The sequence below is a fragment of the Pseudoduganella sp. GW821-FHT12E03 genome (genome assembly GCF_058807115.1).
Map to the genome: position 1 here is coordinate 390,852 of NZ_JBXAQJ010000003.1, position 24,859 is coordinate 415,710.

Below are 24,859 nucleotides of genomic sequence, written 5' to 3' on the forward strand. Positions count from 1 at the left end.
AAAAAAACGCTCCCCCCGGGAACTGAGAGGGAGCGCAAAGGAGACACTGCAGTGCAGTGTTGGTGCCCGTTGCCGCCGCGATCAGTTGCTCAGGCGGCGCAGGTTGTCCGGGGTGAAGTACGACGGCTCCAGCTTGAGGCCGAACTTGATCGGTTTTTCCTGGTTCGACAGGCCCGTCAACAGGTAACGGCGCGCCTGCAAGTCGTATTGCGTCTCATACGCGATGTACGGCGTCGAGGCGTCGTAGTACTGGATCGCGCCGATTTCATGCACGCGCCACAGTTCGCCACGGCCGTCATACGCATCGGTGTGCGCCACCTGCCAGGTGTCCTCGTCGAGGTAGAACATGCGCTTGCCGTACACGTGGCGCTTGCCGCCCTTCAGGGTCGCTTCCACCACCCACACACGGTGCGGTTCATAGCGCACCATGTCCTGGTTGACGTGGCCCGGGCGCACGATGTCCGCATACTTCAGGCTCTTGCTGGTGATCTTGTAGTTGTTGTACGAGATGATCATTTCCTTCTTGCCCACCAGCTTCCACTCGTAGCGGTCCGGCGCGCCGTTGAAGCCGTCGTAATCGTCGGTGGTGCGCAAGCCGTCCGCGCCCTGGCCCGGCGAGTCGTAGGCGATGTCCGGCGCGCGCAGCACGCGGCGCTGGCCCGGGTTGTACGACCAGGCCAGGCGCGCTTCCTTCACCTGGTCAAGCGGGTCGATCACCATGATGGCTTCGCCGGCCATGCTCGCTGGGCCGGTGATGGCGCCGGTGTAGTACAGCAGGCGGTTGGCTTCCGGCTTGGCCATGGCGTGGGCAAAGGCAATGGTTTCCGAACGGGTTACCGGCGTGAAGGCGCCGTTGGCCTGCACCGGGAACTCGGTCGAGAAGCGCTGCACGCTGCCGCCACGGTAGCGCATCACGTGGTTCCAGATCGCTTCCACGCCGGACTTCGGCTGCGGGAATGGCACCGACGACTTCTGGATGTTTTGCACCCCCGATCCGCCGGACACCAGTTCCGCCTTGCCCGCCTCAAGCTTGATGGCGTCATACATCGACGGCGGCAAGGCCGCCGTGCGGTGGCTCTTGTAGACGTTGATCTTGTAGGTCGGATAGCGCTTCAGCATTTCCATCTGGCCCGGGGCCAGCTTGTCCTTGTATTGCGCCATGTTGGCCGACGTGATGGTGTACTGCGGCTTGTCGTCGCCCAGCGGATCGGCGTAGCCGGCCTTCGGATCGAAGCCGGCCGGCGCCTTGGTGATGCCGCCTTCCCACGAAGGAATCGAGCCATCCTTGTTGCCGGCCTTTTCCGCGCCAACCGGCGTCAGTTCCTTGCCCAGGCGCTCGACCTCGGCCGGGGACAACGCGGCGTACGCGGATCCGGAAGTGGCCAGGGCTGCGAACGCGGCGGCTTTCAGCAGGGTATGAATATTCATCATGCTCATGTCAGGTCTCCTTAGAAGTTGGCGCCAACCACCAGCGATGCATAGTCGCGGTCGTGGAATTGATCGAATTTGGCGTGATGGTTGTAGCGGGTGTACGTGAAATCGGCGTAGTAGCGGTTCATGTAATCGGCGCGCAAGCCGATGGCGGCGCTGCGGCGGCCTTTCAGGAACGTGTTGTCGGCGGAAACACCGCTGACATCGTGCGACAGGAACGCGCGCGGCTTCAGGGTCACGCCGGCAAACACGTTTGGATACGTCAGCTCCGCCTGCACGCGGTAGCCCCATGCGGAGCGGGTCGCGTAGCCGTCGGAAGTGCAATAGCCGGCATACGGGTTGACGCCGGCGCACGATGGCACGCCGGTATAGTCGCCAAAGCCGAACAGGAAGCCACGGCCGTAGCGCGTGCTGTTATAGGACGAACCGATGCCGCTCCACTTTTGTACGCCGACTTCGCCAATGATGTTGAGCGCATCGGCTTCCAGCACTTGCGGGAATTGCTTGATGAACGACGCCTGCAGCTGCGTCTTGTTCTTGCGGTCATAGCCGCCGATCAGAGTGCCGTCGGTCACCGATGGATCGCGCGTCATCTTTGCCATCCAGCCTTGCGGGCCGATACCCAGCGCGGCGCCGACCAGGATGTCCGGCACGTTGATTTGCACCGGCACGTCGCGGGTGTGGACCAGTTCACCGAACAGCGAAACGCCCGCCACGGTGGTCGATGCCGACACGCCGAAAGCCTTGATGCTTTCGATGTCGTAGTTCCATGCCAGTTGCGAGGCTGGCATCTTGGCCAGCAAGCCCAGTTGCGCGGCGGCGGCCGGCGGCAGCTTGGCGGCCAGGTCGGCCACGGCGCCCGAGAACACTGAAGGGATCGGCGACTTGCCCTTGACCGACATCAGCATTGGAATGCGGGCATGGTAATTGACGAAGTACGCGCCAAAGTCGGTGCCCAGTTCATCCGAGAAGTAGTGGCTGGACAGGCCGAACTGGCCGCTGTCTTTCGGCGTGTGCTTTTGCGGCGCCTGGGTCAGGCGGAAGTTCACCAGCGAACCCGGGGTCAGGCCCACGGTCGACAGCAACGCGGCCGGCAGCTTGGCCAGCAGGGGCACGCCGTCATACTGCATGCGGTCGCTGCCGACCGAATCGCCAAACACCACGGCGCCCGGCGGGCAATTCAGCGAATCGGCCACCGACCAGTACGTGCCGCAGCCATCGAGCACGGTGCGCTTCCATTTGAACTGGTAAAACGCTTCCACCGACACGCCATTGCCCAGGCCCATATTGGCCACCAGTTGCGGCAGCGGACGCAGGATTTCCTTGACTTGCGCACCCGGACGGCGCGCCGCCGTCAGGTCGAATGCGCCCATCGCGTTCAGGCCCGGAATGAACAGGCTCTCGCCCCAGTTCACCACTTGCTGGCCGGCCTTGACTTGCAGCGGGTTGCCACCCAGGTCGAAATTGCCGAACACGTAAGCATCGGCGAGTGCCACGCCGCTGAAGGTCGACAGCTTGTCGAAACCTTCATCACTGAGGCGCGCGCCCGGCACATAGCCGTTATTGACGCTGCCATGGCGCATGCCCTTGTTGCTGGTGACATAGTCGTACCAGGCGTTGGCGCGCACCAGCATGCCGATGTTCTCATGCTTGAGTTCCAGTTCGCCGACCGCCTTGGCCACGGTGGAAATCGGATCGTTCTTGCGGAAATTCAGGTTGCCGTCATCCTGGCCATTGCCGGCGGTGCCGCCGTTGGCCTTGGACAGCAGGTTCTTGTCGGCGTCGGCGGTGCGGATGCTGTGGCCCAGCGACAGGTTCAGGTTCCAGCGGCCTTCCACGCCATTGTCGAGCGTGAAGGTGTCGGCGTGCGCCGGCGCGGCCAGCGTTGCCAGTGCCGCACATGCCATGGCGCATGCGGCCGCCATGGCGCGCGGACGCAGGCTGCCGCGCTGCTGCGGTAATTGCTGTACTTCGTGATTCATGGGTTCTCCTGGGGTGGTTTTATCGTTGTATTCCGAGCGTGCCGGGGGCCGGCCTTATGCCGCCTCGGATTGCGGCAGGCGGTAATGCCTGAACAGTTCGCGCAGCTTGAGTTTCTGCACCTTGCCGGTGGCCGTATGCGGCAATTCCTCGACGAACACGACGTCGTCCGGCAGCCACCACTTGGCGACCTTGCCGTCCAGGTAAGCCAGCATGGATTCGCGGCTCAGTTGCTGGCCTGGCTTGCGCACCACGATCAGCAGCGGGCGTTCCTGCCACTTCGGATGCGCAACGCCGATCACGGCGGCTTCGGCCACGGCCGCGTGGCCCATGGCGGCGTTTTCCAGGTCGATCGAGGAAATCCATTCACCGCCGGACTTGATGACATCCTTGGCGCGGTCCGTGATTTGCAGGTAGCCGTCGGCATCGATGTTGGCGATATCACCGGTGTCGAAATAGCCATTCTGGTCAAGCAATTGCTCGCCTTCCGCGCCGTAGTAATGCTGGAGGATCCACGGGCCCTTGACTTTCAGGTGGCCGGACGCCTTGCCGTCATGCGGCAGCACATTGCCGTCCGGGTCGGTGATGCGCAGCGCCACGCCATACGGCGCGCGGCCCTGCTTGAGCAGCACTTGCATCTGGCCTTCCGCATCGAGCTTGTCATGCTTGGGCAACAGGCGGCACAAGGTGCCCAGCGGCGACATTTCCGTCATGCCCCAGGCGTGCAGCACGCTGGCGCCAAACTTGTTCATGAAGCCTTCCACCATCGTGCGCGGCACGGCGGAGCCGCCGATTGCGACGCGGCGCAATTGCAGTTCGGTGCGCGGGTTCAAGCCCATCACGTCCACGTGCTGGAACAGCATCAGCCATACCGTCGGCACGCCAAGCGCCAGCGAAACGCGCTCGTCGCGCAACAGGTTGTAGACGCTGGCGCCATCAAGCGCCGGTCCCGGCATCACCAGCTTGGCGCCGCACATGGCGCCCGCATACGGCAAGCCCCAGGCGTTGACGTGGAACATCGGCACCACCACCATCACGGAATCGGTGGAGGCCAGCGCCGCGCCATCGGCGCTGCACATCGCCATCGAATGCAGCACGGTGGAACGGTGCGAATACAGCACGCCTTTCGGGTTACCCGTGGTGCCGGACGTGTAGCACAGCGAACAGGCGCTGCGCTCGTCGAGTTCCGGCCAGCTGTAGTCTTCGCTGGCGCCTTCCAGCAAGTCTTCGTAGCACAGCAAGCGGGGAATTTGCAGGCCATTGACGGTGAGGCGGTCGGCCAGCGCGACAAAGCCCTTGACGTTCGGCAGCAGCGGCGCGACTTTCGCGATCAGCGGCGCAAATGTCATGTCGAAGAACACGTATTCATCGTGCGCATGGTTGACGATGAATTCCACCTGTTCCGGGAACAGGCGCGGGTTAATCGTATGCAGCACCGCGCCCATGCCGGACACGCCGAAATACAGTTCCATGTGGCGGTAGGTATTCCACGCCAGCGTGCCGATACGGTCGCCCGGCTTGATGCCGAGGGTGGTCAGCGCATTGGCCAGGCGGCGCGCGCGGCGCGCCACGTCGCCGTAGGTGGTCCGGTGCACGGGGCCTTCAACGGTACGGGTGACGATCTCCGCCCTCGGGTGGTTGCGCTCGGCGTGTTGCAGTACGTGCGACACGATCAGCGGCTGGTCTTGCATCAATCCAAGCATGGTTAATCCTCGATAGTCTCAGGTCAGAACAGGTTTTTCAGCGCGCCAAGCGTGCGCTCGAACAGGCGGCCATAGGGCGGGCGGAAGATGCCGAACGCGTTCCAGCGGGTTTGCAGGAACACCGGCTTTTCCTTGGAAAAAGTGCGGAATCCATGTTCGCCGTGGTAGCTGCCCATGCCGCTGGCGCCGACGCCGCCGAACGGCAGGTTTTCCTGCGCCACGTGCCACACCGCGTCATTGACGGTCACGCCGCCGGCGATGGTTTCCTTCAGCACGCGCTCGCGTTCCGCGCGCGACTTGCCGAACCAGTACAGCGCCAGCGGACGGTCGCCGCGGTTGATGTACGCCAGCGCCTCGTCGAGCGTGTCGTAAGGCACCACCGGCAACAGCGGGCCAAAGATTTCTTCGCGCATGATTTGCATGCCATCGTTCACATTCAGCAGCAGCGCGGGCGCCAGCTTGCGAGGCGTACAGGACATGCCCGGCAAGCCCGGTGACTTTTCCATGGCGGTCAGCGGCACCACGGAAGCGCCCTGCTGCAAGGCGTTTTCCTGCAGCAGCGCCAGGCGCTCGTAATGGCGCTGCGACACGATGCCGGTGTAGTCTGGGTTGTCCATCACGGACGGATACATGGCGCACGTGGCGCGCTGCATGGCTTGCACGAATTCGGTGACGCGCTGGCGCGGCACCAGCACATAGTCGGGCGCGACGCAGGTCTGGCCCGCGTTGAAGGTCTTGCCGAACGCCAGGCGCGGCGCGGCCACGTCGAAGTCGCAATCGGCGGACATGATGACCGGCGACTTGCCGCCCAATTCCAGCGTCACCGGCGTCAGGTTGCGCGCCGCCGCCTGCGCCACGATGCGGCCGATCTGGGTCGAGCCGGTAAAGAACAAGTGATCGAACGGCAGTGCGGAAAAGGCCGCGCCAACTTCCGCATCGCCCGTCACCACCGCCATTTCATGGGCGGCAAACGTTTGCTCGACCAGTTCCTTGAGCAGCTGCGACAGGCGCGGCGTCAGTTCGCTGGGCTTGATCAGCACCGTATTGCCGGCGGCCAGCGCGGCGGCGGCCGGGCCCAGCGCCAGGTGGAACGGGTAATTCCACGGCGCGATGACGCCCACCACGCCCAGCGGCTGGCGCAGCAATCGGCTGCTGGCCGGCAGCATGTGCAGCGGCGTGGCCACCCGGCGCGGTTTCATCCAGCGCCGCAGGTGCCGCATGTTGTGGCGGATCGCCGACATGGTGGTGAAGATTTCCGCCAGCTGCATTTCATGCGTGGAGCGGTGGCCAAAGTCGGCGTTGATGGCGGCCAGGATGCGGTCCTGGTGCTGCACGGTCAGCGCCAGCAGGCGGCGCAGCCGGTCCATGCGGGTGGCAAACAAAGGCGTGCGGTCTTGGGCGCTGGCGGCGCGCAACGCGGTAAATGCCGCTTCCAGTTGCGTCACGCCGGCATCTCTCATGTTCATGGTTCGTATGTCCGATTAGTTATTGGTATGCGCTGTAGGGCGGTAAGCCGAAGGCTTGCCGCCATTGCGTGCGGGCCGGTGCTGGTTGCGTCAGCGACGGCGCACGCACGGCGGCTTGGCGCTTCACGCCAAACCGCCCTACGGGGATTACCGCCCGCGGCTTGGCGGTTAGGGAGTCACGATCGGGAACTGGTTCTCGAATTCATCGAGCTTGCCGAACAGCGCGCCCAGTACTTGCGGGTCGCCCGACAATTTCAGTTCGCCGCCCTGCATCAGCTGCGGCAGGGTGGCCTGCTTCAGCAGCAGCTTGAACAAGGCGGCCTGGCTCACTTCCAGCGACGCATTGGGCTGCTTCAGTTCACGGCCTTTGGTGTTGTGCAGCACGGAGTTCGACAGCTCCAGCGCATAGCGCTCTCCGGTATCGGTGAAGCGCACATTGATGCCCAGCGCCAGGCCATCGGCTTTTTCATGGTTCAGGCGCACGGCCAGGTAATCGAACAGCATTTCCATCGGCATGGCGCGCACCAGGTCCGCCCCCGCCGTGTTGATGGTGAATTTCTTGACGCCGATACGCAATTCCTGCGCCGCCGTCAGGTATTCATTGCGCCACACGCCGGACTCCGCCTGGTAGCCCAGTTGCTCCAGCGACGCCGCCTGCTGTTCGCGCGCGGCCTTGTTGTCCGGCTGGGCAAACACCAGGTGGTTGCCCAGTTCCACCGCCCAGCGGTAATCGCCCTTGCCATGCGCTTCCTTCATTTTCGCCAGCACGGCGGCGCCACCGCCCATCACCGCCACGTGGCGCTGCGCGCTGTCCACGCGCGGCAGCGGATTCAGGGTGGCCGGGTTGCCGTCGTAGTAGCCGAGGTAGAAGTTGTAGACGGCGCGCAGGTTGTGGCTCAGGGTGCCGTAGTAGCCGTGCGTGGAAAAGTCGCTGCGCAGCGCTTTCGGGTAATACGACGCATTGGCCAGGTCGGCCATCGTCACGCCCTTGTTGGCCAGGCGCAGCGCTTCATCGTGGATGAAACGGTACATGTCGCGCTGGTTGGTGATGCGGCCGCGCACGCGCTCCTTGCCCCACACCGGCCAGTGATGGCTGGCGAAGCCGGTTTCCGCATCCGGGTAGGCGTCCAGCAATTCGTTGATATACTTGCTCCAGCCCAGCGCATCGCGCACCTTGGCGCCACGCAGCGTGTAGATGTTGTGCATCGTGTTGTTGAGCACTTCGGCAAAGCACAGCGCCTTCATGTCGGGCAGGTAAAACATGAATTCCGACGGCGCTTCCGAACCGTTGGCCATCTGGAATACCATGCGCACGCCGTCCAGGGTCAGTTCCTGGCCGGTCTTCGAGACGATTTCATTGGGCGCGATCATGCCGATATTGCCCTTGGAACCGGTCTTGCCCAGGCCCGTGCCCACCGCGCCCTGCGCGTTCCACGGCAGCACCATGCCGAACTGGTATTGCGCGCGGCGCGACATGGCGTTGCCGGCCAGGACGTTTTCCGCCACAACCGATTCCATGAAACCTTCCGGCGCCACCACGCGCACCTTGCCCGACTTGATGTCGGCTTCATCGACGATGCCGCGCACGCCGCCGAAGTGATCGACGTGGCCGTGCGTGAAGATGAGGGCCGTGATCGGGCGCTTGCCCAGCTTTTGCTGCACCAGTTCCATCGCGGCGCGCGCGGTTTCCGCCGACGTCAGCGGATCAACCACGATCCAGCCGTCCTTGCCGGCGATGATGGACATGTTGGAAATGTCATAGCCGCGCACCTGGTACAAGCCGTCCATGACCTTGAACAAGCCATGCTGGTTGTTCAGCTTTTCCTGGCGCCACAGGCTCGGGTTGACGGAATCGGGCGCCTCGCCCTTGATGAAGTCAAAGCCGGCGCCATCCCACGCCACGCCGCCCGCATCGGCTTTGATCAGGCGGTCCGGCAGGGTCGCGATCAGGCCGCGCTGCGCATCCTGGAAATCCTGCTGGTCGGCCAGCGGCAGCGCCGCGCCGAACGCTTTATTGGCTTGCGTGGTGTGGCTGCTGGCAGGCTGCGGCAGGTTGGCCGCATGGGCCGCATGGACCGGATTGGCCAGCGTCAGGGCGACCGCCATCGCCAGCGCGCCGCGCTGGTACGAAATCTTGCTCATGTATTTCTCCTCAGATGACGGCTGCTGCCGCCTGTTGTTCGCGGGCGTCGGCCAGCACCATGTGCGCCGCCTTTTCGCCGATCATGATGGAAGGGGCATTGGTATTGCCGCCAATGACCGTGGGCATGATGGAAGCATCCACCACGCGCAGGCCTTCAAAGCCGTGGACGCGCAGGCGCTCGTCCACCACCGCCAGCGGGTCGCCGGCGGGGCCCATTTTGCAAGTGCCGACCGGGTGGTACTGGGTGTCGGCACGGTTGCGGATATCCTGCATCAGCGCGGCATCGTCGCCCGGCGGGACCGGGTACAGCATCTCGCCCCGGATCGCATCGAACGGCGCGGATTCGAAAATACGCTGCTGCATTTTCGCGCCTTTCAACAGCAGCGCGGCATCGCGCTCGTCCGACAGGAAGGCGGGATCGATGCGGGGCATGTCGCGCGCATCGCGGCTGGCCAGGCCCACCGTGCCACGGCTGTAGGGACGCAGCACGTCGACATGGCACGAGAAGCCGTGGCCGCGGTGCACCTTGCGCGCATGGTCGTCGACCAGCGCCAGCGCAAACACCAGTTGTAAGTCCGGCGCCGGCAAGCCCGGCTCGGAACTCATGAAGGCGCCCGCCTCCGCATAGGTGGACGTGACGGGGCCGGTGCGTTCACGGCGCCATTCCAGCATGCCCTTGGCCATATAGGCCGCGCCCTTCATCGACAAGCCGAACGTGCGGTCGTCGGCCGGCACGTGCCAGCTCTGGACGTAATCGATATGGTCTTGCAGGTTTTGGCCCACGCCGGGTAATTCATGCACCACCGGGATGCCTTGCGCCGCCAGTTCGGCGCGCGGGCCGATGCCGGACACCATCAGCAGTTGTGGCGAACCGAACGCGCCGCCGGACAGCAGCACTTCGCGGCGCGCCCGCACCTCGCGCGATTGCGCGCCAAGGTGATAGGCAACACCGACCGCGCGGCGGCCTTCCAGCAAGATGCGCGACGACACCGCGTGCGTGATGATGCGCAGGTTCGGGCGCTGCAGGTTCGGCGTCAAATACGCCTTGGCGGAGCTGCACCGCTCGCCGTTCTTGTGCGTCACCTGGTACAGGAAGGCGCCTTCCTGCTGCGCGCCGTTATAGTCCGGCGTCAGCGGCAGGCCGCAGGCGGCCGCCGCGTCCAGGAACATCTGGTTGACGGGGCTGCCGTGGCGCGGATAGGTCACGTTCAGCGGACCGCCCTGGCCGTGATAGGCGTCGTTGAAGTGTTCGTTGTGTTCGCAGCGCTTGAAGAAGGGCAGGACTTCGTCATACGACCACCCCGGGTTGCCCAGCCCGGCCCAATGGTCGTAATCCCAGCGGTGGCCGCGCACATACAGCATGGCGTTGATGGAACTGCTGCCGCCCAGGGTCTTGCCGCGCGGCTGGTAGCCGATGCGGCCATTGAGGCCGGGCTGCGGCACCGTGTGGTAGCAATAGTTATTGAGCGGACGTGGCAACATGGCCACCGTGCCCGCCGGGGCGTGAATAAAAACACTCTTATCGGGACCGCCCGCTTCCAGCAGGCACACCGTCACCGAGGCGTCTTCGGACAGGCGTCCCGCCAGCGCCGCGCCGGCCGAGCCCCCACCCACCACTACGTAGTCGAATTCCTGCATGTTCTCCTGACCTTCCTGTTTTGAGGTACCGTCATGTGATCGCGGACCTTGTTGGAAAGTATAGGGAGGGTGTTTTTCAGCGTAAATTGCATTATATTTATGCGTATGATCCAAATTTTGCATCAATCACCGCCTCAATTACCCCATCAATAAGGCCTCATGGACTTCAAGCGCATCCGCCACGCCCTGGCTGTCGCCGAGGAAAAAAGCTTTGCCCGGGCCGCCGACAAGGTGAACCTGAGCCAGCCCGCGTTGAGCCGCAGCATCCAGACCCTGGAAGAAGAATTGGGCGTGTTGTTGTTCGACCGCGACAACCGCAATGTCGCCATCACCAGCGTGGGCGCGGTGTTCCTGGCGCGCGCAAAAAAGCTCGCGTATGAAATGCGGGGGCTGGAACGCGACATGGCGCTGCTGCGCAGCGGCGACGGCGGCGAGCTGGCGTTTGGCGCCGGCCCGTTCCTGATGGCCAGCGTGGTGCCGGGCCTGACGGATTTGCTGCGCGAGCGGCATCCGGGCTTGCGTGTTTCGATTGCCACCAACAACTGGCGCCAGTTGCTGGCGCAATTGCGCAGCGAGCAGCTGGAATTTTTCATCGCCGATACGCACGACATCGAACCGGCGCCGGACATCACGATCACCCCGCTGTTCCGCCAATATGGCTGCCTGCTGGTGCGCGCCGGCCATCCGCTGCTGGCGCGGCCGCTGCGCGTGGAGGATTTGCTGGACTACGGCCTGGCCAGCGTGACCTTGCCGGAGCGCGTGCGGCCGCTGGTGTACAAGATTTGCGGCCTGTCGCAGGACGCGCCGCTGCCGGTGCGCTTGCAATGCGACCAGATTCCGTTGCTGGTCCATGCCACGCTCAACAGCGACATGGTGATGCTGGCCACGCACGCCGCCGTGACGGAAGCCGTGCGCGATGGCAAGCTGGCGATGCTGGACGTGGCCGGCCTGGCCGGCATTTCGACGGACGTGGGCGTGGTGCAGCTGTTTGACCGCACCATGTCGCCCGGCGCGGTGATCGCCATCGCGGCGCTGCGCGAAGTGGCGGCGCAGACGGTGGCCACCATCCTGCACGAGTGAGAATAGAGAGAATATTGGGCATTGTTGTCCGGCGGGCGATAATACGCCTTTCTCCGCCAACGCCGACCTCCGCATGTCCGACACCGCCGCACCCCGCTTCCACCCCCAGGGCTTGATTCCGACCTCGGAGCAAGCCGCCATCCAGCTGGCGCAAAACCGCATTTCGCTGGTGGCCGCCAACGCGGGCGCGGCCAAGACCACCACCCTGGCGCTGCGCATCGGCGAAGCGCTGGCGCGCCGCTTGCCGCCGGAACAGATCCTGGCCTTGACGTTCACGCCGGAAGCGCGCGACGTGCTGCGCCAGCGTCTGCTCGACCTCGGCATTCCGTACGGGCTGGCGACCGCCGTGCGGGTGGCGACGTTTGAAGATTTTGCGGAAGCGACGCTGGCGGACCTGGAACACGGCGACGTCGCCCGACTGCGCCATTTGCGCGACATGAAACCATGGCTGCTGGAAGCGCTGCGCCGGGTCGGCCAGCGCTACCTGGGCCAGGTCGAATACCTCGATATCCGCACCCACAACATCGCGCTGTCGCAAGCCATCGACGTGCAACTGGCGTTAAAGGCCACCATGCAGCTCGACAGCGTGGACGTGGAATATGTCGGCGTGGAAGAAGCAGCGGAACTGTTGAAAACCCCGCTGGCCGATTACCTGGCCACGATTGAATATGAAACGCTGCGCAGCGACAGCGATGGCAGCGCGCAATTCCGCGGCCCATACGACGCCACTTATGACCTGGCGAAGCTGCTGGCGCAGGCGCCGGAGGCGGCTGGGTCGCTGCCGCGCTACCGCGTGGCGGTGTGTGACGAATTGCACGATCTGAATGAAGCGGGCTACCGCATCCTGTCGGCGCTGCTGGCGCAGCCCGATTGCTGGTTTGTCGGCGCGGGCGACAAGGACCAGGTGATCCACTCGAAACTGGGCGCCAGCGGCGAATTCATGGAAAGCCGCTTTGCGCGCGACCATGGCAACGTCAAACAATATCCGCTGACCATCACCTGGCGCCATGGCCCGCACCTGGCGCTGGCGATGGCGGAATTCAAGGCCAAGACCGTGCAATCGGGCTTGCCGCTGCATACGGAAATCCGCCAGGCGCAGTATGCCGATCCCGCCGGGTGCGGCGAAAAGATCGTGGCCGCCATCAAGGCGTGGAAAAAAGAAGGCTATCCAATCGATGGCTGCACCGTGCTGCTGCGCGACCGGCACCAGGCCATCGCCGTGGAACAGGCGCTGATGCACGCAAAAATCGGCTACCGCACGCCCCCGATGGCGGGTTATTTGCAGCGCGATGAAATCCTGTTCTTGCGCGGCATGATGGCGATTGCCTTGAAAGACCTGGCGGCGGTGAAGTCGCAGGACGTGCGGATGGCGATCGTGGAAGCGCTGGCGGTGTTTGGCGAAGTGGAACATTCGCATGAACAGCTGGAGCAGGCCAAGCGCGATATCGCCAAGCACCCGCAACTGCTGGACGGCTTTTATGAACGCTACCTCGATCATGGGCGTCCGAGCCCGATCAAGGCCGCCATCGATTGCGCGGCCAGCCACACCCCGGAAACCCCGGCGCACGAAGTGCTGCGCGCCGTGTGCGAGACGATGAACCTGGAACTGGCGGCGCGCCGCATCTTCGTGCGCCCACACGACGCGCAAGCGGTGGCGAAATCCATCGAAGGTTTCATGGCGGCGGCGCAGGCATCGGGCCATACCCTGGCCGGATTCTGGCAAGAACTGAATGCCGCCGAAGCCTTCGCAGGGCGCAAGCGCGACAAGGACGTGGTGACCATCGATTACGCGGTCAACGCCAAGGGCAAGGAGTACGAACACGTGATCCTGCCCTTCCTCGAAGCCGGCGAATTCCCGGCCGCGCTGGCCGATCCGCGCGAAGAAGACAATTTGTTTTATGTGGCCGCCACGCGCGCGAAAATGCGCCTGACGTTACTTGCGCCGGACGATGCGCAGCGCCGCAGCCCGTACCTGGCGCGCCTGAAATTGAATGCGATCGGCGCGGCGGCGGAACAGGCGATGGCCCGCAATGAAGCCGCCTCGCGCGACATGACACCGGCCCGCCGTTACCTCAGTGCGACCATCCACGAAGCGCAGCAAGTGAAGGCGCTCGGTGCGAAGTTCGACTGGTCGCGCAAGGCGTGGTACGTGGAACCGGGCATGAATTTGGAACCGTTCCGGCGCTGGCTGCAGCACTGAGGCGCGGGCGGTGACTTCGCGCGGCAACTTGCAAAAAGTTACCAATATAGCAATGTGATCACAATCACATTTTTACCGGTCACGCGGTTCTAACATGGCGCATCTTTCAAGGAACGACCATGAAACCTACTGCAACCGAAGTCCAACAACTGTATATCGCCTATTTCAACCGTCCCGCCGAACCGGAGGGCTTGCAATACTGGACCAGCGTCGATGCCCCGCAAGCCGTCATCGCGGCGACGTTCTCCACGTCGCCTGAATTCACGCAGCGCTACGCCAACATGAGCAACAGGGAGATGGTCAAAGCCATGTACCACAACCTGTTTGGCCGCGCCGGCGATGCGGGCGGGGTTGCGTACTGGAGCGGCCTGCTCGACAGCGGCGCCGTCAAGCCGGACAACGTGGCGCTCGCGCTGCTGCGCGGCGCGCAAGGCAGCGATGCCACCGTACTGGCCAACAAGGCCGTGCTGGCGCAAGAGTGGACCGCGGGCGTCAACGTCTTGCTGCGCTATGTGGCGGACCGCGATATCGGCCCGATTTCCGCCATGTGGCTGGAACAGGTGACGGACGCGGCCTCGCTGCAAACCGCGCGCGCTGGACTGGCGAAATACCTGGCGAACCCCGGCACCAGCACCACGATGATCAGCGGCCAGGCGCAAGGCGTGGGTTACCTGCGCGACGCCACGGTCTTCGTCGACTTCAACGGCAATGGCATGCTCGACGCGACGGAATTCCCCACCAAAACAGACGCCAATGGCCACTTCCTGCTGGCCAGCGCCGGCATAGCGGACTTCCCGCAGTCGCCGGCCTCGTGGGACCAGCACATCGTGGTCACGGGCGGCTATGACCTGGCGACCCAGCGCGCCCACAACGGCACGCTGTCGCTGACGTACACCCAACAACATTTGGGCAGTTATCCGGCCACCACGCTGGTGCGCGCCACCGCCAGCGCCATGACGACCTTGCGCGATGCGCTGGTGCGCACCGGCACGACAGCCGATGCCGTGGATGCCGTCCTGGCCACGGCGTTCGGCGTGAAAATCAGTCCTGCCACGGACAGTCTGACCGCCGCGTTTGACGCCGACAGCGGCGCGCGCACCGCGCCGCTGTCCATCCACGCCATCCATGCGGAAATCGACGCCATTGCCGAGGTGGTGGCGCGCACCTTGCAGATGCTGAGCGCGCGCCTGCCGCTGGATGGCATCCGCTACGAGCCGCCGAAACTGTCGCTGGACGCGGCCATGCGGGCAGCCTACGACGGCATGGCCGGCGTGCTGGCGGCGGCGAAAGGCAGCGTCGCGCTGGAGAGCGGCGCCACCGCGCTGCAAGTGCTGAACAACGCCGCCGCGCTGCTGTTAAAGGCCGATGCCACGATCATCACGTCGCCGACTTCGATCAGCAGCGCCACCCTGGACGCCTTTAAACAAATCATGGGCGCCGCCGTCACCCAGGCCGGCACCGGCATCGGCGCCAGCGTCGACACCTATGCCACCCTGGCGCATATCACCCAGGTGCGCGCCATGCTGGACGAGCTGGCCGATACGCTGCCCCGGGCGGTGGCGCAAAACAAAGCCGCCACGCTGCTGCCGCAATGGACGGAAACCGCCATCAAAGCGAAAGTCGCCGCCGTCGACGTCGGCGACATCGATCCGTACAGCGAGAACGACGGCCCACACATCCCGCCGATCCTGGACAAGCTGACGGTGGAACAGGTGTATGTCGCCATGCTGAACCGCCCCGCCGCGCCGGACGCGCTGCAGAAATGGTTGGCGCAAAGGGATCCCGCCGCGCTGGCCACTGAACTGGCATCGCTGCCGGAGTGGCAAGGCAAGGGCGACGATGCCTTGGCGGTCAACACGCTGTATACGAACCTGTTCGGGCGCGGCGGCGATACTGCGGGCCTGCTGTATTGGACCGGCATGCTGCGCGACCAGAAGCTCGACTTTGCCACGCTGGCGCAATACATGATCATCGGCGCCACCGGCAGCGATGCGGTCACGGTGCGCAACAAGGTCGTGGGAGCGCTGGAATACACCGCGGCCCTGGCGACGCCGGAACTGGCCGAGGCGTACCGGGTCAATACCACCGCGGGCCTGCACTGGATGGCGGGCATTTCAACCGACGCCACCCTGAAAAACGCGCTGGATTTGTTGCCGGACTTCCTGGTATCGAACGGGCCCGTGACGATCATCGGGATGCAAGACCCGCTGCCGCTGTAACGCAGCGGCGCGGCAAACCGCGTCAGCGGAACGTGATCGCCTTGTTCAGCCGGTCGATCACGCTCTCTGGCACCGCCTTGCCGCACATGATGAAGCGTTCCGTGCCACGCGGCATGCCGCGCGGCCGCAGCAGGCGCAAGCCGGCGCCACGGTCGCCGCTGCGCGACACCATATAGTTGCCCTCTTCCTCGGACACGAACATGAAATCCACCATGCCGGCGCTAACCGATTGCAGCATCTGTTCCGCGTTGCCGGTGGTGACGGCGACGGTGGGCTTGCCGCGCGCGATCATGGCGTCGATTTCCGGGCCATAGGAAAAGTTGTCTTTGACGAGGATGCGCGTGGCGGGGTTTTGCAGCAACTGGTCCAAGGTGGCGTCGCCGCGCGCCGCGTAGCCGGCATGCGCCACCAGCACCCATTCCTTGTCACGATAAATCGGCTTGGTGAAACGGGCAAAGCGCTCCCTTTCGGCATTGCGGAACCAGCCCACGGCGCAGCTGCGCTGTTGCGGATCCTTGACCATCGCCAGCTGGCGGTTGGTGGGCGCCACCAGCCACGTCACGGCCACCCCGGCATGGCGGAAGGCATGGGCGGCGGGCGTGCCCGTCAACCCGGTGGGTGCGCCATCTGCCCCCTGCGCCAGATAGGGCGGACGGTCATGGTAGGTGACGACGATCGGCTCGTTCGCGCGGCAACCTGCCGCCGCCAGCCACTGCAGCGCCAAGCCAAGCACCAGCAAGGACGGGTTTACTCGCATGTTGTGACCAGCTTGGTGTGGAAAATTCGGTTTATGCCGGGATTAAATGGTGTTCATGCCAACTTACCAATTGTTAATTGGCATATGGTACTCCTGCACAAAAAAGCCGCATATAATCGCGGATTCGCCGTTCGCTTTTTCACCACAAATGACTTCCAACGCATTGCCCGCAGTTGTTTTGCTGCACAGCTCCATGAGTTCCAAGGGCCAGTGGTCCGAACTGATCAACCAGCACCAGTCCAGCTTCCGCTTCATCGCGGTTGACTTGCTGGGCTATGGCAAATCCCCCTTCCCGGAAGACGCGGCAGGTCCCGCCTTTTCGCTGGCCCATGAAGTCGACGCCGTGATGGCGACGATTTCGCTGCAACTGGCGCCGGATGAATCGTTCCACCTGGTCGGCCACTCGTATGGCGGCGCCACCGCGCTGCGCCTGGCACGCCAGGAACGCCCGCGCGTGCTGTCGCTGACGGTATTCGAGCCGGTGGCCTTCCACCTGCTGGACGAAGCCGACGAAGCGCGCGTGGAAATCGAAGATGTCGTCGCCTGCATCCGCGACGCCGCCAGCGACCAGGACGGCACCCGCACCTTCATCGATTACTGGAACCGCACCGGCGCCTTCGATTCGCTGCAGGAAGCGCAACAACAGCGCTTCACGTCGCAGATCGCCAAAGTCAAGCTGGACTTCCACGCGCTGCTGAACGAACCGGCCACCCTGGCCGACATGGCGCAGCTGGACATGCCGGCGCTGGTCCTGTCGGGCGCCAACAGCCCGCTGTCCACCCGCCGCGTGGCCGCCTGCCTGGCCGACGCGCTGCCCAATGCGGCCGCCGCACAAACCAAGGGCGGCCACATGGCGCCGATCACCCACGCCGGCGTGGTCAACCCGCTGATCGCGGGCTTCCTGGTGGGCGAGGAAATCGACGCGGCCTGACAGGCCACTGGGCACCTCAACGCCGCACCGTAACTCCGTAGGGTGGGTCTGACAGACCCACCATGCATGCAGAAACGCGCCTGCTCAAGCCATCCGCCCCGTCCGCAACGCCACTTCCCAATCCGGCCGCCCATTACGCGCCGCCAATTCCGCCGCCGCCCGCCAGTCATACGCCACCGCCACCAGTTCCACCTGCCACCCGTGCGCGCCCTTCTCCAGTAACGCATAGCGCGCATGCGGCGTCCCGTTCTCGACCAGGTGCGGATACGGCATGTCATCGTCATACGCCTGCAACCCCACACTGCCCGGATTGACAATCAGCCGCCCGTCATCGAGCTGCACCGCGCGCGGCACGTGCGTATGCCCGCACAGCACCAGCGGCGCCTGCGCCCCGGCGGAGCGCTCCACCACTTCCGCATGCGTGGCGGGCCGCATGCCCTGCTCCACCGTCACCGTCTCGAGCCAGTAAACCAGATCGCTGCCGGGCGTTCCGTGCACCATCTGCACGTCCGCATTCAGCTGCAACGTCGGCGGCAACCCCGCCAGCCATTCACGCTGCCGGTGCGTGATCTGCTGGTGCGCATACAGATCAGATGCGCCCATGCGCTCGGGGGCATGCGTCAGCACTTGCCGTTCATGGTTGCCCGCAATGGTCGGCAACGCCAGCGCCATCAGGCGGTCGGCCGTCTCGCCCGGCAGCAAGGGCCCGGACAGGATATCGCCCAGGTTGACGATGACATCGGCCCCGCGCCGCGCGATATCGGCCAGGACGGCGTCCAGCGCCCACAGGTTGCCGTGGATATCGGAGATGGCGGCGAGTCGCATAGGGTTTCCTTCAGAATAGGGAGAGAGCGCCATCGTAGCAAACAGCGGCGAAACATGCCGCGCAAGGAACGCCTACAATGGCGGCTCCACCTGTCAGCGGAGCGTCTATGCAGCAAGCCATTGTTCACATTGCCCTGGTCGTGCGGGACTATGATGAAGCCATCGCTTTTTATGTCGGCAAGCTGGGGTTCGAGCTGCTGGACGACACGTACCAGCCGGCGCAGGACAAACGCTGGGTGGTGGTGGCGCCGCCCGGCGGCGTGGGCACGACCATCTTGCTGGCCAAGGCGTCGAAGCCCGAACAGCAGCCATTCGTCGGCAACCAGGCCGGCGGCCGCGTGTTCCTGTTCCTGAACACCGACGATTTCTGGCGCGACTACGAACGCCTGCGCGCCAACGGCGTCACCTTCATCCGCGAACCCAAGGAAGAGGATTACGGCACCGTGGCCGTGTTCGAAGATTTGTACGGCAACCTGTGGGACTTGCTGCAACTGCGCGCCGGCCACCCGGTGGCGCTGCGCACGGTGCGCTGAGACGACGCCGATGAATTACCTCGCGCACCTCTTTCTCGCCCGCCACAGCGGCGCCGCCATGTTGGGTGGCATCATGGGCGACTTCGTCAAAGCCGATGTCACCGGCCGTTATCCGGTGGAGATCGCGCGCGAAATCCAGCTTCACCGCTACATCGACAGCTATACCGACAGCCACCCCGCCGTCAAAGCCTCGGCCCAGCTGTTCCCCGAAGGCCGGCGCCGCTACGCGGGCATCCTGCTCGACGTGTTTTACGACCATTTATTAAGCCTGCAGTGGCAGCGCTGGTGCGACGAACCGCGCCAGGCCATGCTGGACCGCTTTTATGCGGCACTGGCCGAACACGAAGCCCTGCTGCCAGATCGCCTGCGCGCCATGGCGCCGCACATGGTGCAGGTGAACTGGCTGAACGCCTATGACGATTTCGCCAGCGTGGACAAGGCGGTGCAGCGGATTTCACTGCGGCTGAGCAGGAATGGCGAGCAGCTGCGGGCGGGGATTGCGGATTTGTGGCTGCACTATGAGGAGATTGCGGCGGGGTTTGAGGCGTTCTTTCCGGAGCTGGTGGGGTTTGCGGAGGAGCGGCGGGGGCGGTTGGTGGCGGAGGCAGGCGTGTCGGAATGACGGCGAGTGCGGCCTGGGCTGCCCTGATTAAAATGTTATCAAGGCAACCACAGCTGCGCCGCCCCGAGTACTGACGCGCCACAGCAATGGTGATAAAAAATATTGGTACTTTTCAGAATCTTTGCTACAATGCGGCCTCTCTTGCAGCGAGGCTGTAAGAAGTAGGAGAGATGGATGAGTGGTTGAAGTCGCACGCCTGGAAAGCGTGTATAGGTTAATAGCCTATCGGGGGTTCGAATCCCCCTCTCTCCGCCAGGAATACAAATGTGAAAAAGGCTACCCTCGGGTAGCCTTTTTGCATTTGTTTCATGGCGGAGAGAAGCAAGGCCCCTGCGGGCCTTGCGCGGGGGATTCGAAAGCGTCTCGCCTGCAGGCGAACGCGCGGTCGCGGGACGCGACCGAATCGCCCATTTGCTGGAAGTTTGCCGCAACGCGGCGAACTTCCAGCGCCGCGCGCCGTGGGCGCGCGTCTTGTCACCACTTCTGCAGTTAAACATGCAGATCCGCGCGGTCCCCAAGCCCCGCCTACAAGAATCAGGCCCCACGCAGTGAAAAGCGCTTGACATGCCGACGCTCGGCCCCCAAGCGAACATCCCCAGCAGGAGGAGCAACTAAAACGCATGGCGCCACGCAGACTGCTGCTGCAAAAGATAGACCCGGCAAGCAGCGCGACGAAGCCAAGCGGCTTCTAAAGGACCGCGCCGCCAATACCTTCGAAAAGATCGCACCAGTGAACTGATCGAAACACCGTGGAGTGAGATCGACCTGGAGCGCGGCGAGTGGATCATTCCGTGGCAGCGCATGAAGCGCGGCAAGCTGACCGTTAATCCCGACATGACCAACCATCACGTTTGCCTGTCGCGGCAGGCGCTGGAGCTGCTGCGCGAACTGCACACCATCACGGGCCGCAGCAAACATTTGTTCCCGAACCAGCGCGACCACGAAAAGCCGATCAGCAATAACACAATCTTGGTTGCGCTCGGGCGCATGGGATACAAAGGCAAGATGACCGGCCATGGCTTCCGGGCGCTGGCCATGAGTACGATCAAGGAGCGCCTGGGCTACCGGCATGAAGTCGTGGACAGGCAGTTGGCGCATGCTCCGAAGGACAAGGTGGCCAGCGCTTACGACCGCGCGCAGTTCCTCGCTGAACGGCGCAAAATGATGCAGGACTGGGCTGATTACATCGATTCCGTTAGCGGCAAGGGAGCGCCGCCGCAAACGCCACGGCTCATGCCGGTCAATGACGATTTCAGCCGTGATGGCGGAACAGGAGGCCTCCATGCCTAAACGTATTCCGCCACTAACCGAGGCCAAAATCGATCAAGCAATGCCAAGAGAAAAACCCTACAGACTGTTCGATGGAGACGGGCTTTACATCGAGGTGCAACCTTCCGGCAGCAAGATCTGGCGCATGAAATACCGCCAGCAAGACCGCTCGGAAAATGCGCTCACGTTTGGCCGGTATCCCGAAGTCTCCATCACCAAGGCACGCGAACATATGTACACGGCCCGCAAGATGCTGAAACATGCACTGGACCCGCGCACAGAATTCAATCATGAAAAGCTGCATCCACGGCCGCAGCTAGTTCCCTTGGACGAACTGTTAAACGATGCAGATTGGAACCATGTCCACACGAGTATTTTGCAAACTGCCCGGTACGCCATCCGCCATCTTGAAGCCACCCTATTCCCTGCCCTGGCCCGGATTCCGGCCGATGAAGCCCAGCGCAATATCCTGCGAGCCTTCACCCGGCAAATTGAGCAGGCCGGATTGCAAGGCATATATCGTCAACTGGAAGGCATTGCGACGGCGCTGGCCGGAAGCTATTTGCGCAGCGGAATGAATGCCGATGAGTTGGCAATCGCGATGAAAGATGCCAGAGGCCGGGTGCGCCGCTCTGGTGACAATGCCGACTCCAAACTCCGCCAATACTAAAAATTGCAACACCTACCATGGCCATGCCCTTAGCCCGGCATGCAAGCCCCGTGCTGCACAACAAAGTGTCGTGCGCACAGGCAAAGATTTTTCATTTAACATATTGCTTGCATCTAAGCACTTAGCCCAAGCTTTTACCGTGTACTTCGCGGCTTGGAATGCTTCCCCGCCTGAGCATTGAAGGCGTGGAAAAACTCAAGGAAGTGGGGAACAAGTGTCGAACTGGGAAAAATATTTCAACGCTTGGCTCGCGTGGCACGAGGCTGTGCTTCGCTATCAGGCAGAGCTTCAATCGCAGGTATTGACACGAGGCCACTCCGACGAACGGCTTCAGGAATTACGCAAGGAAGTGGTCGCCAAACGCGATGAGATGAAGTCCGCCGCCGCGTCGGTGGATCAGCCCGCAGCCACCAACCATCGGCAACGCGGCAATGGTTCCCCGTGACGACCAGCCAGGCACTTCCGCCCCTCCCTCATCATCTTTCATCCGTAATTGGCATGGTCACAAAATCGACCAGGCGCGTCACGGACTCCGGGGTCATCGCATAAATACGAGCGCCGCACCGGAACATACCAGTCGCTTCATGCAAGTTGCTGTAGACAATTTCGATCCGAACCGAGTCGACGTCGCTCTGGCCGGGGAACTGGAAACGCAAATCGTAGCGTGCGTCCGGGTCTAACTGGACTTTGGACAGGAAGCCGACCCCGTGACGTGACAGGTCGATCAGGTGCGCACTTATCGGAGGGCTACCATCCAACGGAATCACGGTACTCGGGACGGTAAGGAATCTTCTGGCATGTTCGCGGCGATGATCCATTAATTTCGACTTTGCGCCGGGTAGCTATTGAGATACCCCGATTGTAAATGAGATCGCAAACAACCTTCGCCGTTCACCGCATTACCACTGTCCTCTCTTGCAAACATCACTGCTTGGCATAGAATAAAGACCTCACATGTGGGAATCGCTCCCACGAGGGCATGCGTCGAGCATGTCCCTATGCCTGGCGGCATAGGCGTCGCAGTCGTCACCTGCCTGCATATTGAGCGCAGAGAGCGCTTTCGTAAGTCGATGAAGCTGACATTGCACGGCAACGTGGTCAGCGACTAGAAGAAGCCACCGGAATCCGGTGGCGTGTTTTACCGATCTGCGCCCTTGCGGCGCGCCTTGGCAAGGGCAAGCTCCTTGCACCGATTGGCCCGCACGTTCCTCGTGATTTGCGGGCCGCATAAAGCCCTGCGTTGCATTCTGCGCGACTGGCCTGCTCCTCCAGCAGTGTTATCACTGGACGCCAGCACTTCGCCCATGAACCGCCAACGCTGGCGCTTCCGATCCGCCGCGACCGTCGCACACCGTGCGATAGCGGCGTTACCCAGAGCAGTTGTCACGGATGCGAGCCCGCGCGTCGTTACTGGCGGCGTGCTGCCAGTAACGACGCGCCGCAAGCGGCATAAACGCTGGCGGCAAGCGGCATTCTTCCACGTGATGGTGGTCAGTGATGGGGCCAAGCGCCCCGCATCGCAGGCAAGCCTCGCGATGTCCTTTGCACGCTTCGGGCTGATTAGTTGAAGTTGATCCGTGCACGAGGTGCACTCCATGGACCCTGGGTGATTAGTCCCCGCTGCGGCAGTTCCCTCCGGGAACGCGCAGCGGTGCCACACGCGCATGCGGCGCGGGCAGGCAGTAACAGCAACCGCATACACGGGGGGTGGTGCCCCGAGGCCTTTATTCAACCCCGTCCTGCTGCGGCAGTACGGGTGGCCAGAAACACTTACCGGACAGGCTTACACCACGCGGCATCGATGTTTGTTGAACCCCAATGATCGGAAGGAGGACTTTGCCATGCACGACTTGAACTACCAGCTCAAGCAACTGTGTCAACGCAACCGGGACGGCAGCTATGCGACGCAGGCCGACCGCGAGCGCTTATTGAACCTGTGCGCGAACGACCTGGTCGCACGCGGCTTCCAGCATCTGAATGCCGACAGCCTGAAGCCGAAGCATGTGGCGGCGCTGCTCGAAAAATGGAAGCAGGATGGCATCAGCACCGGGACCGTTAAAAACCGCATGAGCGCCTTGCGGTGGTGGGCCGAGAAGACCGGCAAGGAAAACGTCATTGCGCGCTCCAACAGCGATTACGGCATCGCTGAACGGTTGTTTGTCACCAATGTCTCCAAGGCCAAGATGCTGGACGCAGGTATGCTGGCCCGCGTGACTGATCCCTATACACGGATGTCCTTGCAGTTGCAGGCGGCGTTTGGATTGCGGCGCGAGGAAAGTATCAAGATCATGCCGGGCTGGGCGGATTGCGGCGACGCCTTGCGGCTGCGGGATAGCTGGACCAAAGGCGGCAAAGAACGGAAGGTGCCGATCACCACTGCGCAGCAGCGTGCTGTGCTGGACGCGGCCAAGGCGCTGGCAGGGAAAGGCAGCCTGATTCCGGCGGAGATGCGGTATAGGGATCAGTTGAACCGTTTTCGGGCGCAGTGCAATAAGGCTGGCATCCATGGTGTGCATGGGTTGCGGCATGAGTATGCACAACGACGCTATGCGGAGTTGTCTGGTTGGCCGTGCCCGGCAAGTGGAGGGATCTCTTCGAAGCAACTAACTGTTGCCAACAAACTGGTCGATCGAGACGTAAGACTCAAATTATCGAAGGAGATGGGCCATTTTCGCGAGCAAGTGACCGCCATCTATCTAGGTAAATAACAATCGCATCAAGCAGCACATCCGTTTTTCTGTTTCCGTTCCGAGACCGAAGGAGTAATCATGAGTACGCCCCGAAAATTTCTCCGCTTACCTGCTGTCATCGAGGGCCACTGGATGGTCTCGCGCTACGATATGGCGTAAAGTGAAAGCAGGTGTGTTGCCAGCACCAATTCCCATTGGCCCCAAGACAATAGCGTGGGACGAGGCCGAAATCGCATTATGGCAACAGCGCTGTATTGACGTGAGGGATAAATTGCGCTGCCCCTCTTCAGCGTAGCCGCTTTGCTCCTTCTTTTCCATATCGTAAAACCCAGAACCTCGGGCAAGTACATTGCTCACGGTTCTGGAGGTATTCATACCTACTTGTCCAGCGACCTAATCGGACTATAAAGTGTATAGACGGTGTACAAAATAGAAGCTTCTTCGCACTATCGATAACAGCCTCCTCCTTACTCTTCAGAGCTGTACTCTGAAAAAGCTCCAAGCTGATTCAGGTATTGGAAAACTTCCTTTACAAGACATCCATGTATCAGTAAGAATATATTTCCGTATTGCATCTATCCATGATGAAGCGTAGAGTTTTCTCTATACCACTTTTCGTCCACGCTATCATTTTGATAGTTTTCAGTTAAACAACATTTCATGTGATGCATCAAAGTAGTAAGCAATATACCATTAACCACG

21 protein-coding genes and 1 tRNA gene are annotated in these 24,859 nt (G+C 62.7%); 13 read left to right on the forward strand and 9 right to left on the reverse strand.

Features of this window, described 5'->3' with window-relative positions; genetic code table 11:
• Positions 1 to 81 precede the first annotated feature (81 nt).
• The 6 genes from AC1RRC_RS09615 to AC1RRC_RS09640 all read right to left on the reverse strand — a co-directional run bounded on the left by AC1RRC_RS09615 (position 82) and on the right by AC1RRC_RS09640 (position 10,361).
• Positions 82 to 1,437, reverse strand: a complete 1,356-nt coding sequence (locus AC1RRC_RS09615; protein ID WP_493055160.1) for a DUF1329 domain-containing protein — start codon at positions 1,435 to 1,437, stop codon at positions 82 to 84.
• 11 nt (positions 1,438 to 1,448) lie between these two features.
• Entirely contained in the window at positions 1,449 to 3,413 is a 1,965-nt protein-coding gene (locus AC1RRC_RS09620) for a DUF1302 domain-containing protein (RefSeq protein ID WP_493055162.1), read from the reverse strand.
• Between the two features lie 54 nt (positions 3,414 to 3,467).
• Complete coding sequence (locus AC1RRC_RS09625; RefSeq protein ID WP_493055165.1) at positions 3,468 to 5,114, reverse strand: 3-(methylthio)propionyl-CoA ligase; 1,647 nt, start codon at positions 5,112 to 5,114, stop codon at positions 3,468 to 3,470.
• 23 nt (positions 5,115 to 5,137) lie between these two features.
• The gene (locus tag AC1RRC_RS09630) at positions 5,138 to 6,574 is read right to left on the reverse strand and encodes a coniferyl aldehyde dehydrogenase (protein WP_493055511.1); all 1,437 of its coding nucleotides are present in this window, start codon (positions 6,572 to 6,574) and stop codon (positions 5,138 to 5,140) included.
• Positions 6,575 to 6,748: 174 nt separating this feature from the next.
• Complete coding sequence (locus AC1RRC_RS09635; RefSeq protein WP_493055167.1) at positions 6,749 to 8,722, reverse strand: alkyl/aryl-sulfatase; 1,974 nt, start codon at positions 8,720 to 8,722, stop codon at positions 6,749 to 6,751.
• A gap of 10 nt (positions 8,723 to 8,732) precedes the next feature.
• On the reverse strand, positions 8,733 to 10,361 hold the full coding sequence (locus tag AC1RRC_RS09640) for a GMC family oxidoreductase (protein ID WP_493055168.1): 1,629 nt from the start codon (positions 10,359 to 10,361) through the stop codon (positions 8,733 to 8,735).
• Positions 10,362 to 10,520: 159 nt separating this feature from the next.
• Between AC1RRC_RS09640 and AC1RRC_RS09645 the strand changes: the two genes are divergently transcribed.
• From AC1RRC_RS09645 to AC1RRC_RS09655, 3 genes are all read left to right on the forward strand, one after another.
• Positions 10,521 to 11,441: a LysR family transcriptional regulator gene (locus AC1RRC_RS09645; RefSeq protein WP_493055171.1), complete on the forward strand. Its 921-nt coding sequence runs from the start codon at positions 10,521 to 10,523 to the stop codon at positions 11,439 to 11,441.
• Between the two features lie 73 nt (positions 11,442 to 11,514).
• On the forward strand, positions 11,515 to 13,641 hold the full coding sequence (locus AC1RRC_RS09650) for a UvrD-helicase domain-containing protein (RefSeq protein ID WP_493055173.1): 2,127 nt from the start codon (positions 11,515 to 11,517) through the stop codon (positions 13,639 to 13,641).
• 119 nt (positions 13,642 to 13,760) lie between these two features.
• A complete protein-coding gene (locus AC1RRC_RS09655) occupies positions 13,761 to 15,860 on the forward strand; it encodes a DUF4214 domain-containing protein (protein WP_493055176.1) in 2,100 nt (699 codons plus the stop codon).
• A gap of 22 nt (positions 15,861 to 15,882) precedes the next feature.
• Here the strand turns inward: AC1RRC_RS09655 and AC1RRC_RS09660 are convergent, their stop codons facing one another.
• On the reverse strand, positions 15,883 to 16,617 hold the full coding sequence (locus AC1RRC_RS09660) for a substrate-binding periplasmic protein (protein WP_493055178.1): 735 nt from the start codon (positions 16,615 to 16,617) through the stop codon (positions 15,883 to 15,885).
• Between the two features lie 148 nt (positions 16,618 to 16,765).
• Here AC1RRC_RS09660 and AC1RRC_RS09665 point away from each other — a divergent pair, with 148 nt between their 5' ends.
• On the forward strand, positions 16,766 to 17,548 hold the full coding sequence (locus AC1RRC_RS09665; protein ID WP_493055181.1) for an alpha/beta fold hydrolase: 783 nt from the start codon (positions 16,766 to 16,768) through the stop codon (positions 17,546 to 17,548).
• A gap of 84 nt (positions 17,549 to 17,632) precedes the next feature.
• Here the strand turns inward: AC1RRC_RS09665 and AC1RRC_RS09670 are convergent, their stop codons facing one another.
• Complete coding sequence (locus AC1RRC_RS09670) at positions 17,633 to 18,373, reverse strand: metallophosphoesterase family protein (protein WP_493055184.1); 741 nt, start codon at positions 18,371 to 18,373, stop codon at positions 17,633 to 17,635.
• A gap of 107 nt (positions 18,374 to 18,480) precedes the next feature.
• Here AC1RRC_RS09670 and AC1RRC_RS09675 point away from each other — a divergent pair, with 107 nt between their 5' ends.
• The 6 genes from AC1RRC_RS09675 to AC1RRC_RS09700 all read left to right on the forward strand — a co-directional run bounded on the left by AC1RRC_RS09675 (position 18,481) and on the right by AC1RRC_RS09700 (position 21,912).
• The gene (locus AC1RRC_RS09675; RefSeq protein ID WP_493055188.1) at positions 18,481 to 18,906 is read left to right on the forward strand and encodes a VOC family protein; all 426 of its coding nucleotides are present in this window, start codon (positions 18,481 to 18,483) and stop codon (positions 18,904 to 18,906) included.
• A gap of 10 nt (positions 18,907 to 18,916) precedes the next feature.
• On the forward strand, positions 18,917 to 19,528 hold the full coding sequence (locus AC1RRC_RS09680; protein WP_493055191.1) for an acyl carrier protein phosphodiesterase: 612 nt from the start codon (positions 18,917 to 18,919) through the stop codon (positions 19,526 to 19,528).
• Between the two features lie 164 nt (positions 19,529 to 19,692).
• Positions 19,693 to 19,783, forward strand: a tRNA-Ser gene (locus AC1RRC_RS09685).
• A 480-nt stretch (positions 19,784 to 20,263) separates the two neighbouring features.
• Positions 20,264 to 20,818 carry a tyrosine-type recombinase/integrase gene (locus tag AC1RRC_RS09690; RefSeq protein ID WP_493055512.1) on the forward strand — a complete coding sequence of 185 codons (555 nt, stop codon included), beginning with the start codon at positions 20,264 to 20,266 and terminating at the stop codon, positions 20,816 to 20,818.
• Complete coding sequence (locus tag AC1RRC_RS09695; protein WP_493055196.1) at positions 20,811 to 21,467, forward strand: integrase arm-type DNA-binding domain-containing protein; 657 nt, start codon at positions 20,811 to 20,813, stop codon at positions 21,465 to 21,467. The genes AC1RRC_RS09690 and AC1RRC_RS09695 overlap by 8 nt, the downstream gene beginning before the upstream one ends.
• A gap of 214 nt (positions 21,468 to 21,681) precedes the next feature.
• Entirely contained in the window at positions 21,682 to 21,912 is a 231-nt protein-coding gene (locus tag AC1RRC_RS09700) for a hypothetical protein (protein WP_493055200.1), read from the forward strand.
• A gap of 31 nt (positions 21,913 to 21,943) precedes the next feature.
• Here the strand turns inward: AC1RRC_RS09700 and AC1RRC_RS09705 are convergent, their stop codons facing one another.
• Positions 21,944 to 22,285, reverse strand: coding sequence for a PilZ domain-containing protein (locus AC1RRC_RS09705; protein WP_493055203.1), 342 nt, complete (start codon positions 22,283 to 22,285; stop codon positions 21,944 to 21,946).
• A 486-nt stretch (positions 22,286 to 22,771) separates the two neighbouring features.
• Between AC1RRC_RS09705 and AC1RRC_RS09710 the strand changes: the two genes are divergently transcribed.
• The 3 genes from AC1RRC_RS09710 to AC1RRC_RS09720 all read left to right on the forward strand — a co-directional run bounded on the left by AC1RRC_RS09710 (position 22,772) and on the right by AC1RRC_RS09720 (position 24,452).
• Complete coding sequence (locus tag AC1RRC_RS09710; RefSeq protein ID WP_493055206.1) at positions 22,772 to 23,035, forward strand: hypothetical protein; 264 nt, start codon at positions 22,772 to 22,774, stop codon at positions 23,033 to 23,035.
• A gap of 273 nt (positions 23,036 to 23,308) precedes the next feature.
• Positions 23,309 to 24,175: a phage integrase N-terminal domain-containing protein gene (locus tag AC1RRC_RS09715; RefSeq protein WP_493055210.1), complete on the forward strand. Its 867-nt coding sequence runs from the start codon at positions 23,309 to 23,311 to the stop codon at positions 24,173 to 24,175.
• Positions 24,176 to 24,329: 154 nt separating this feature from the next.
• On the forward strand, positions 24,330 to 24,452 hold the full coding sequence (locus AC1RRC_RS09720; protein ID WP_493055513.1) for an AlpA family phage regulatory protein: 123 nt from the start codon (positions 24,330 to 24,332) through the stop codon (positions 24,450 to 24,452).
• Positions 24,453 to 24,859: the final 407 nt, after the last annotated feature.

Excerpts from the sequence above, each read along its gene's own strand:
- AC1RRC_RS09635 (WP_493055167.1), bottom strand. The coding sequence starts at position 8,722 with ATGAGCAAGATTTCGTACCAGCGCGGCGCGCTGGCGATGGCGGTCGCC.
- AC1RRC_RS09655 (WP_493055176.1), top strand. The coding sequence starts at position 13,761 with ATGAAACCTACTGCAACCGAAGTCCAACAACTGTATATCGCCTATTTC.
- AC1RRC_RS09715 (WP_493055210.1), top strand. The coding sequence starts at position 23,309 with ATGCACGACTTGAACTACCAGCTCAAGCAACTGTGTCAACGCAACCGG.
- AC1RRC_RS09695 (WP_493055196.1), top strand. The coding sequence starts at position 20,811 with ATGCCTAAACGTATTCCGCCACTAACCGAGGCCAAAATCGATCAAGCA.
- AC1RRC_RS09665 (WP_493055181.1), top strand. The coding sequence starts at position 16,766 with ATGACTTCCAACGCATTGCCCGCAGTTGTTTTGCTGCACAGCTCCATG.
- AC1RRC_RS09710 (WP_493055206.1), top strand. The coding sequence starts at position 22,772 with ATGAACCGCCAACGCTGGCGCTTCCGATCCGCCGCGACCGTCGCACAC.
- AC1RRC_RS09670 (WP_493055184.1), bottom strand. The coding sequence starts at position 18,373 with ATGCGACTCGCCGCCATCTCCGATATCCACGGCAACCTGTGGGCGCTG.
- AC1RRC_RS09680 (WP_493055191.1), top strand. The coding sequence starts at position 18,917 with ATGAATTACCTCGCGCACCTCTTTCTCGCCCGCCACAGCGGCGCCGCC.
- AC1RRC_RS09620 (WP_493055162.1), bottom strand. The coding sequence starts at position 3,413 with ATGAATCACGAAGTACAGCAATTACCGCAGCAGCGCGGCAGCCTGCGT.
- AC1RRC_RS09645 (WP_493055171.1), top strand. The coding sequence starts at position 10,521 with ATGGACTTCAAGCGCATCCGCCACGCCCTGGCTGTCGCCGAGGAAAAA.
- AC1RRC_RS09630 (WP_493055511.1), bottom strand. The coding sequence starts at position 6,574 with ATGAGAGATGCCGGCGTGACGCAACTGGAAGCGGCATTTACCGCGTTG.
- AC1RRC_RS09675 (WP_493055188.1), top strand. The coding sequence starts at position 18,481 with ATGCAGCAAGCCATTGTTCACATTGCCCTGGTCGTGCGGGACTATGAT.
- AC1RRC_RS09705 (WP_493055203.1), bottom strand. The coding sequence starts at position 22,285 with ATGGATCATCGCCGCGAACATGCCAGAAGATTCCTTACCGTCCCGAGT.
- AC1RRC_RS09615 (WP_493055160.1), bottom strand. The coding sequence starts at position 1,437 with ATGAGCATGATGAATATTCATACCCTGCTGAAAGCCGCCGCGTTCGCA.
- AC1RRC_RS09660 (WP_493055178.1), bottom strand. The coding sequence starts at position 16,617 with ATGCGAGTAAACCCGTCCTTGCTGGTGCTTGGCTTGGCGCTGCAGTGG.
- AC1RRC_RS09650 (WP_493055173.1), top strand. The coding sequence starts at position 11,515 with ATGTCCGACACCGCCGCACCCCGCTTCCACCCCCAGGGCTTGATTCCG.
- AC1RRC_RS09640 (WP_493055168.1), bottom strand. The coding sequence starts at position 10,361 with ATGCAGGAATTCGACTACGTAGTGGTGGGTGGGGGCTCGGCCGGCGCG.
- AC1RRC_RS09625 (WP_493055165.1), bottom strand. The coding sequence starts at position 5,114 with ATGCTTGGATTGATGCAAGACCAGCCGCTGATCGTGTCGCACGTACTG.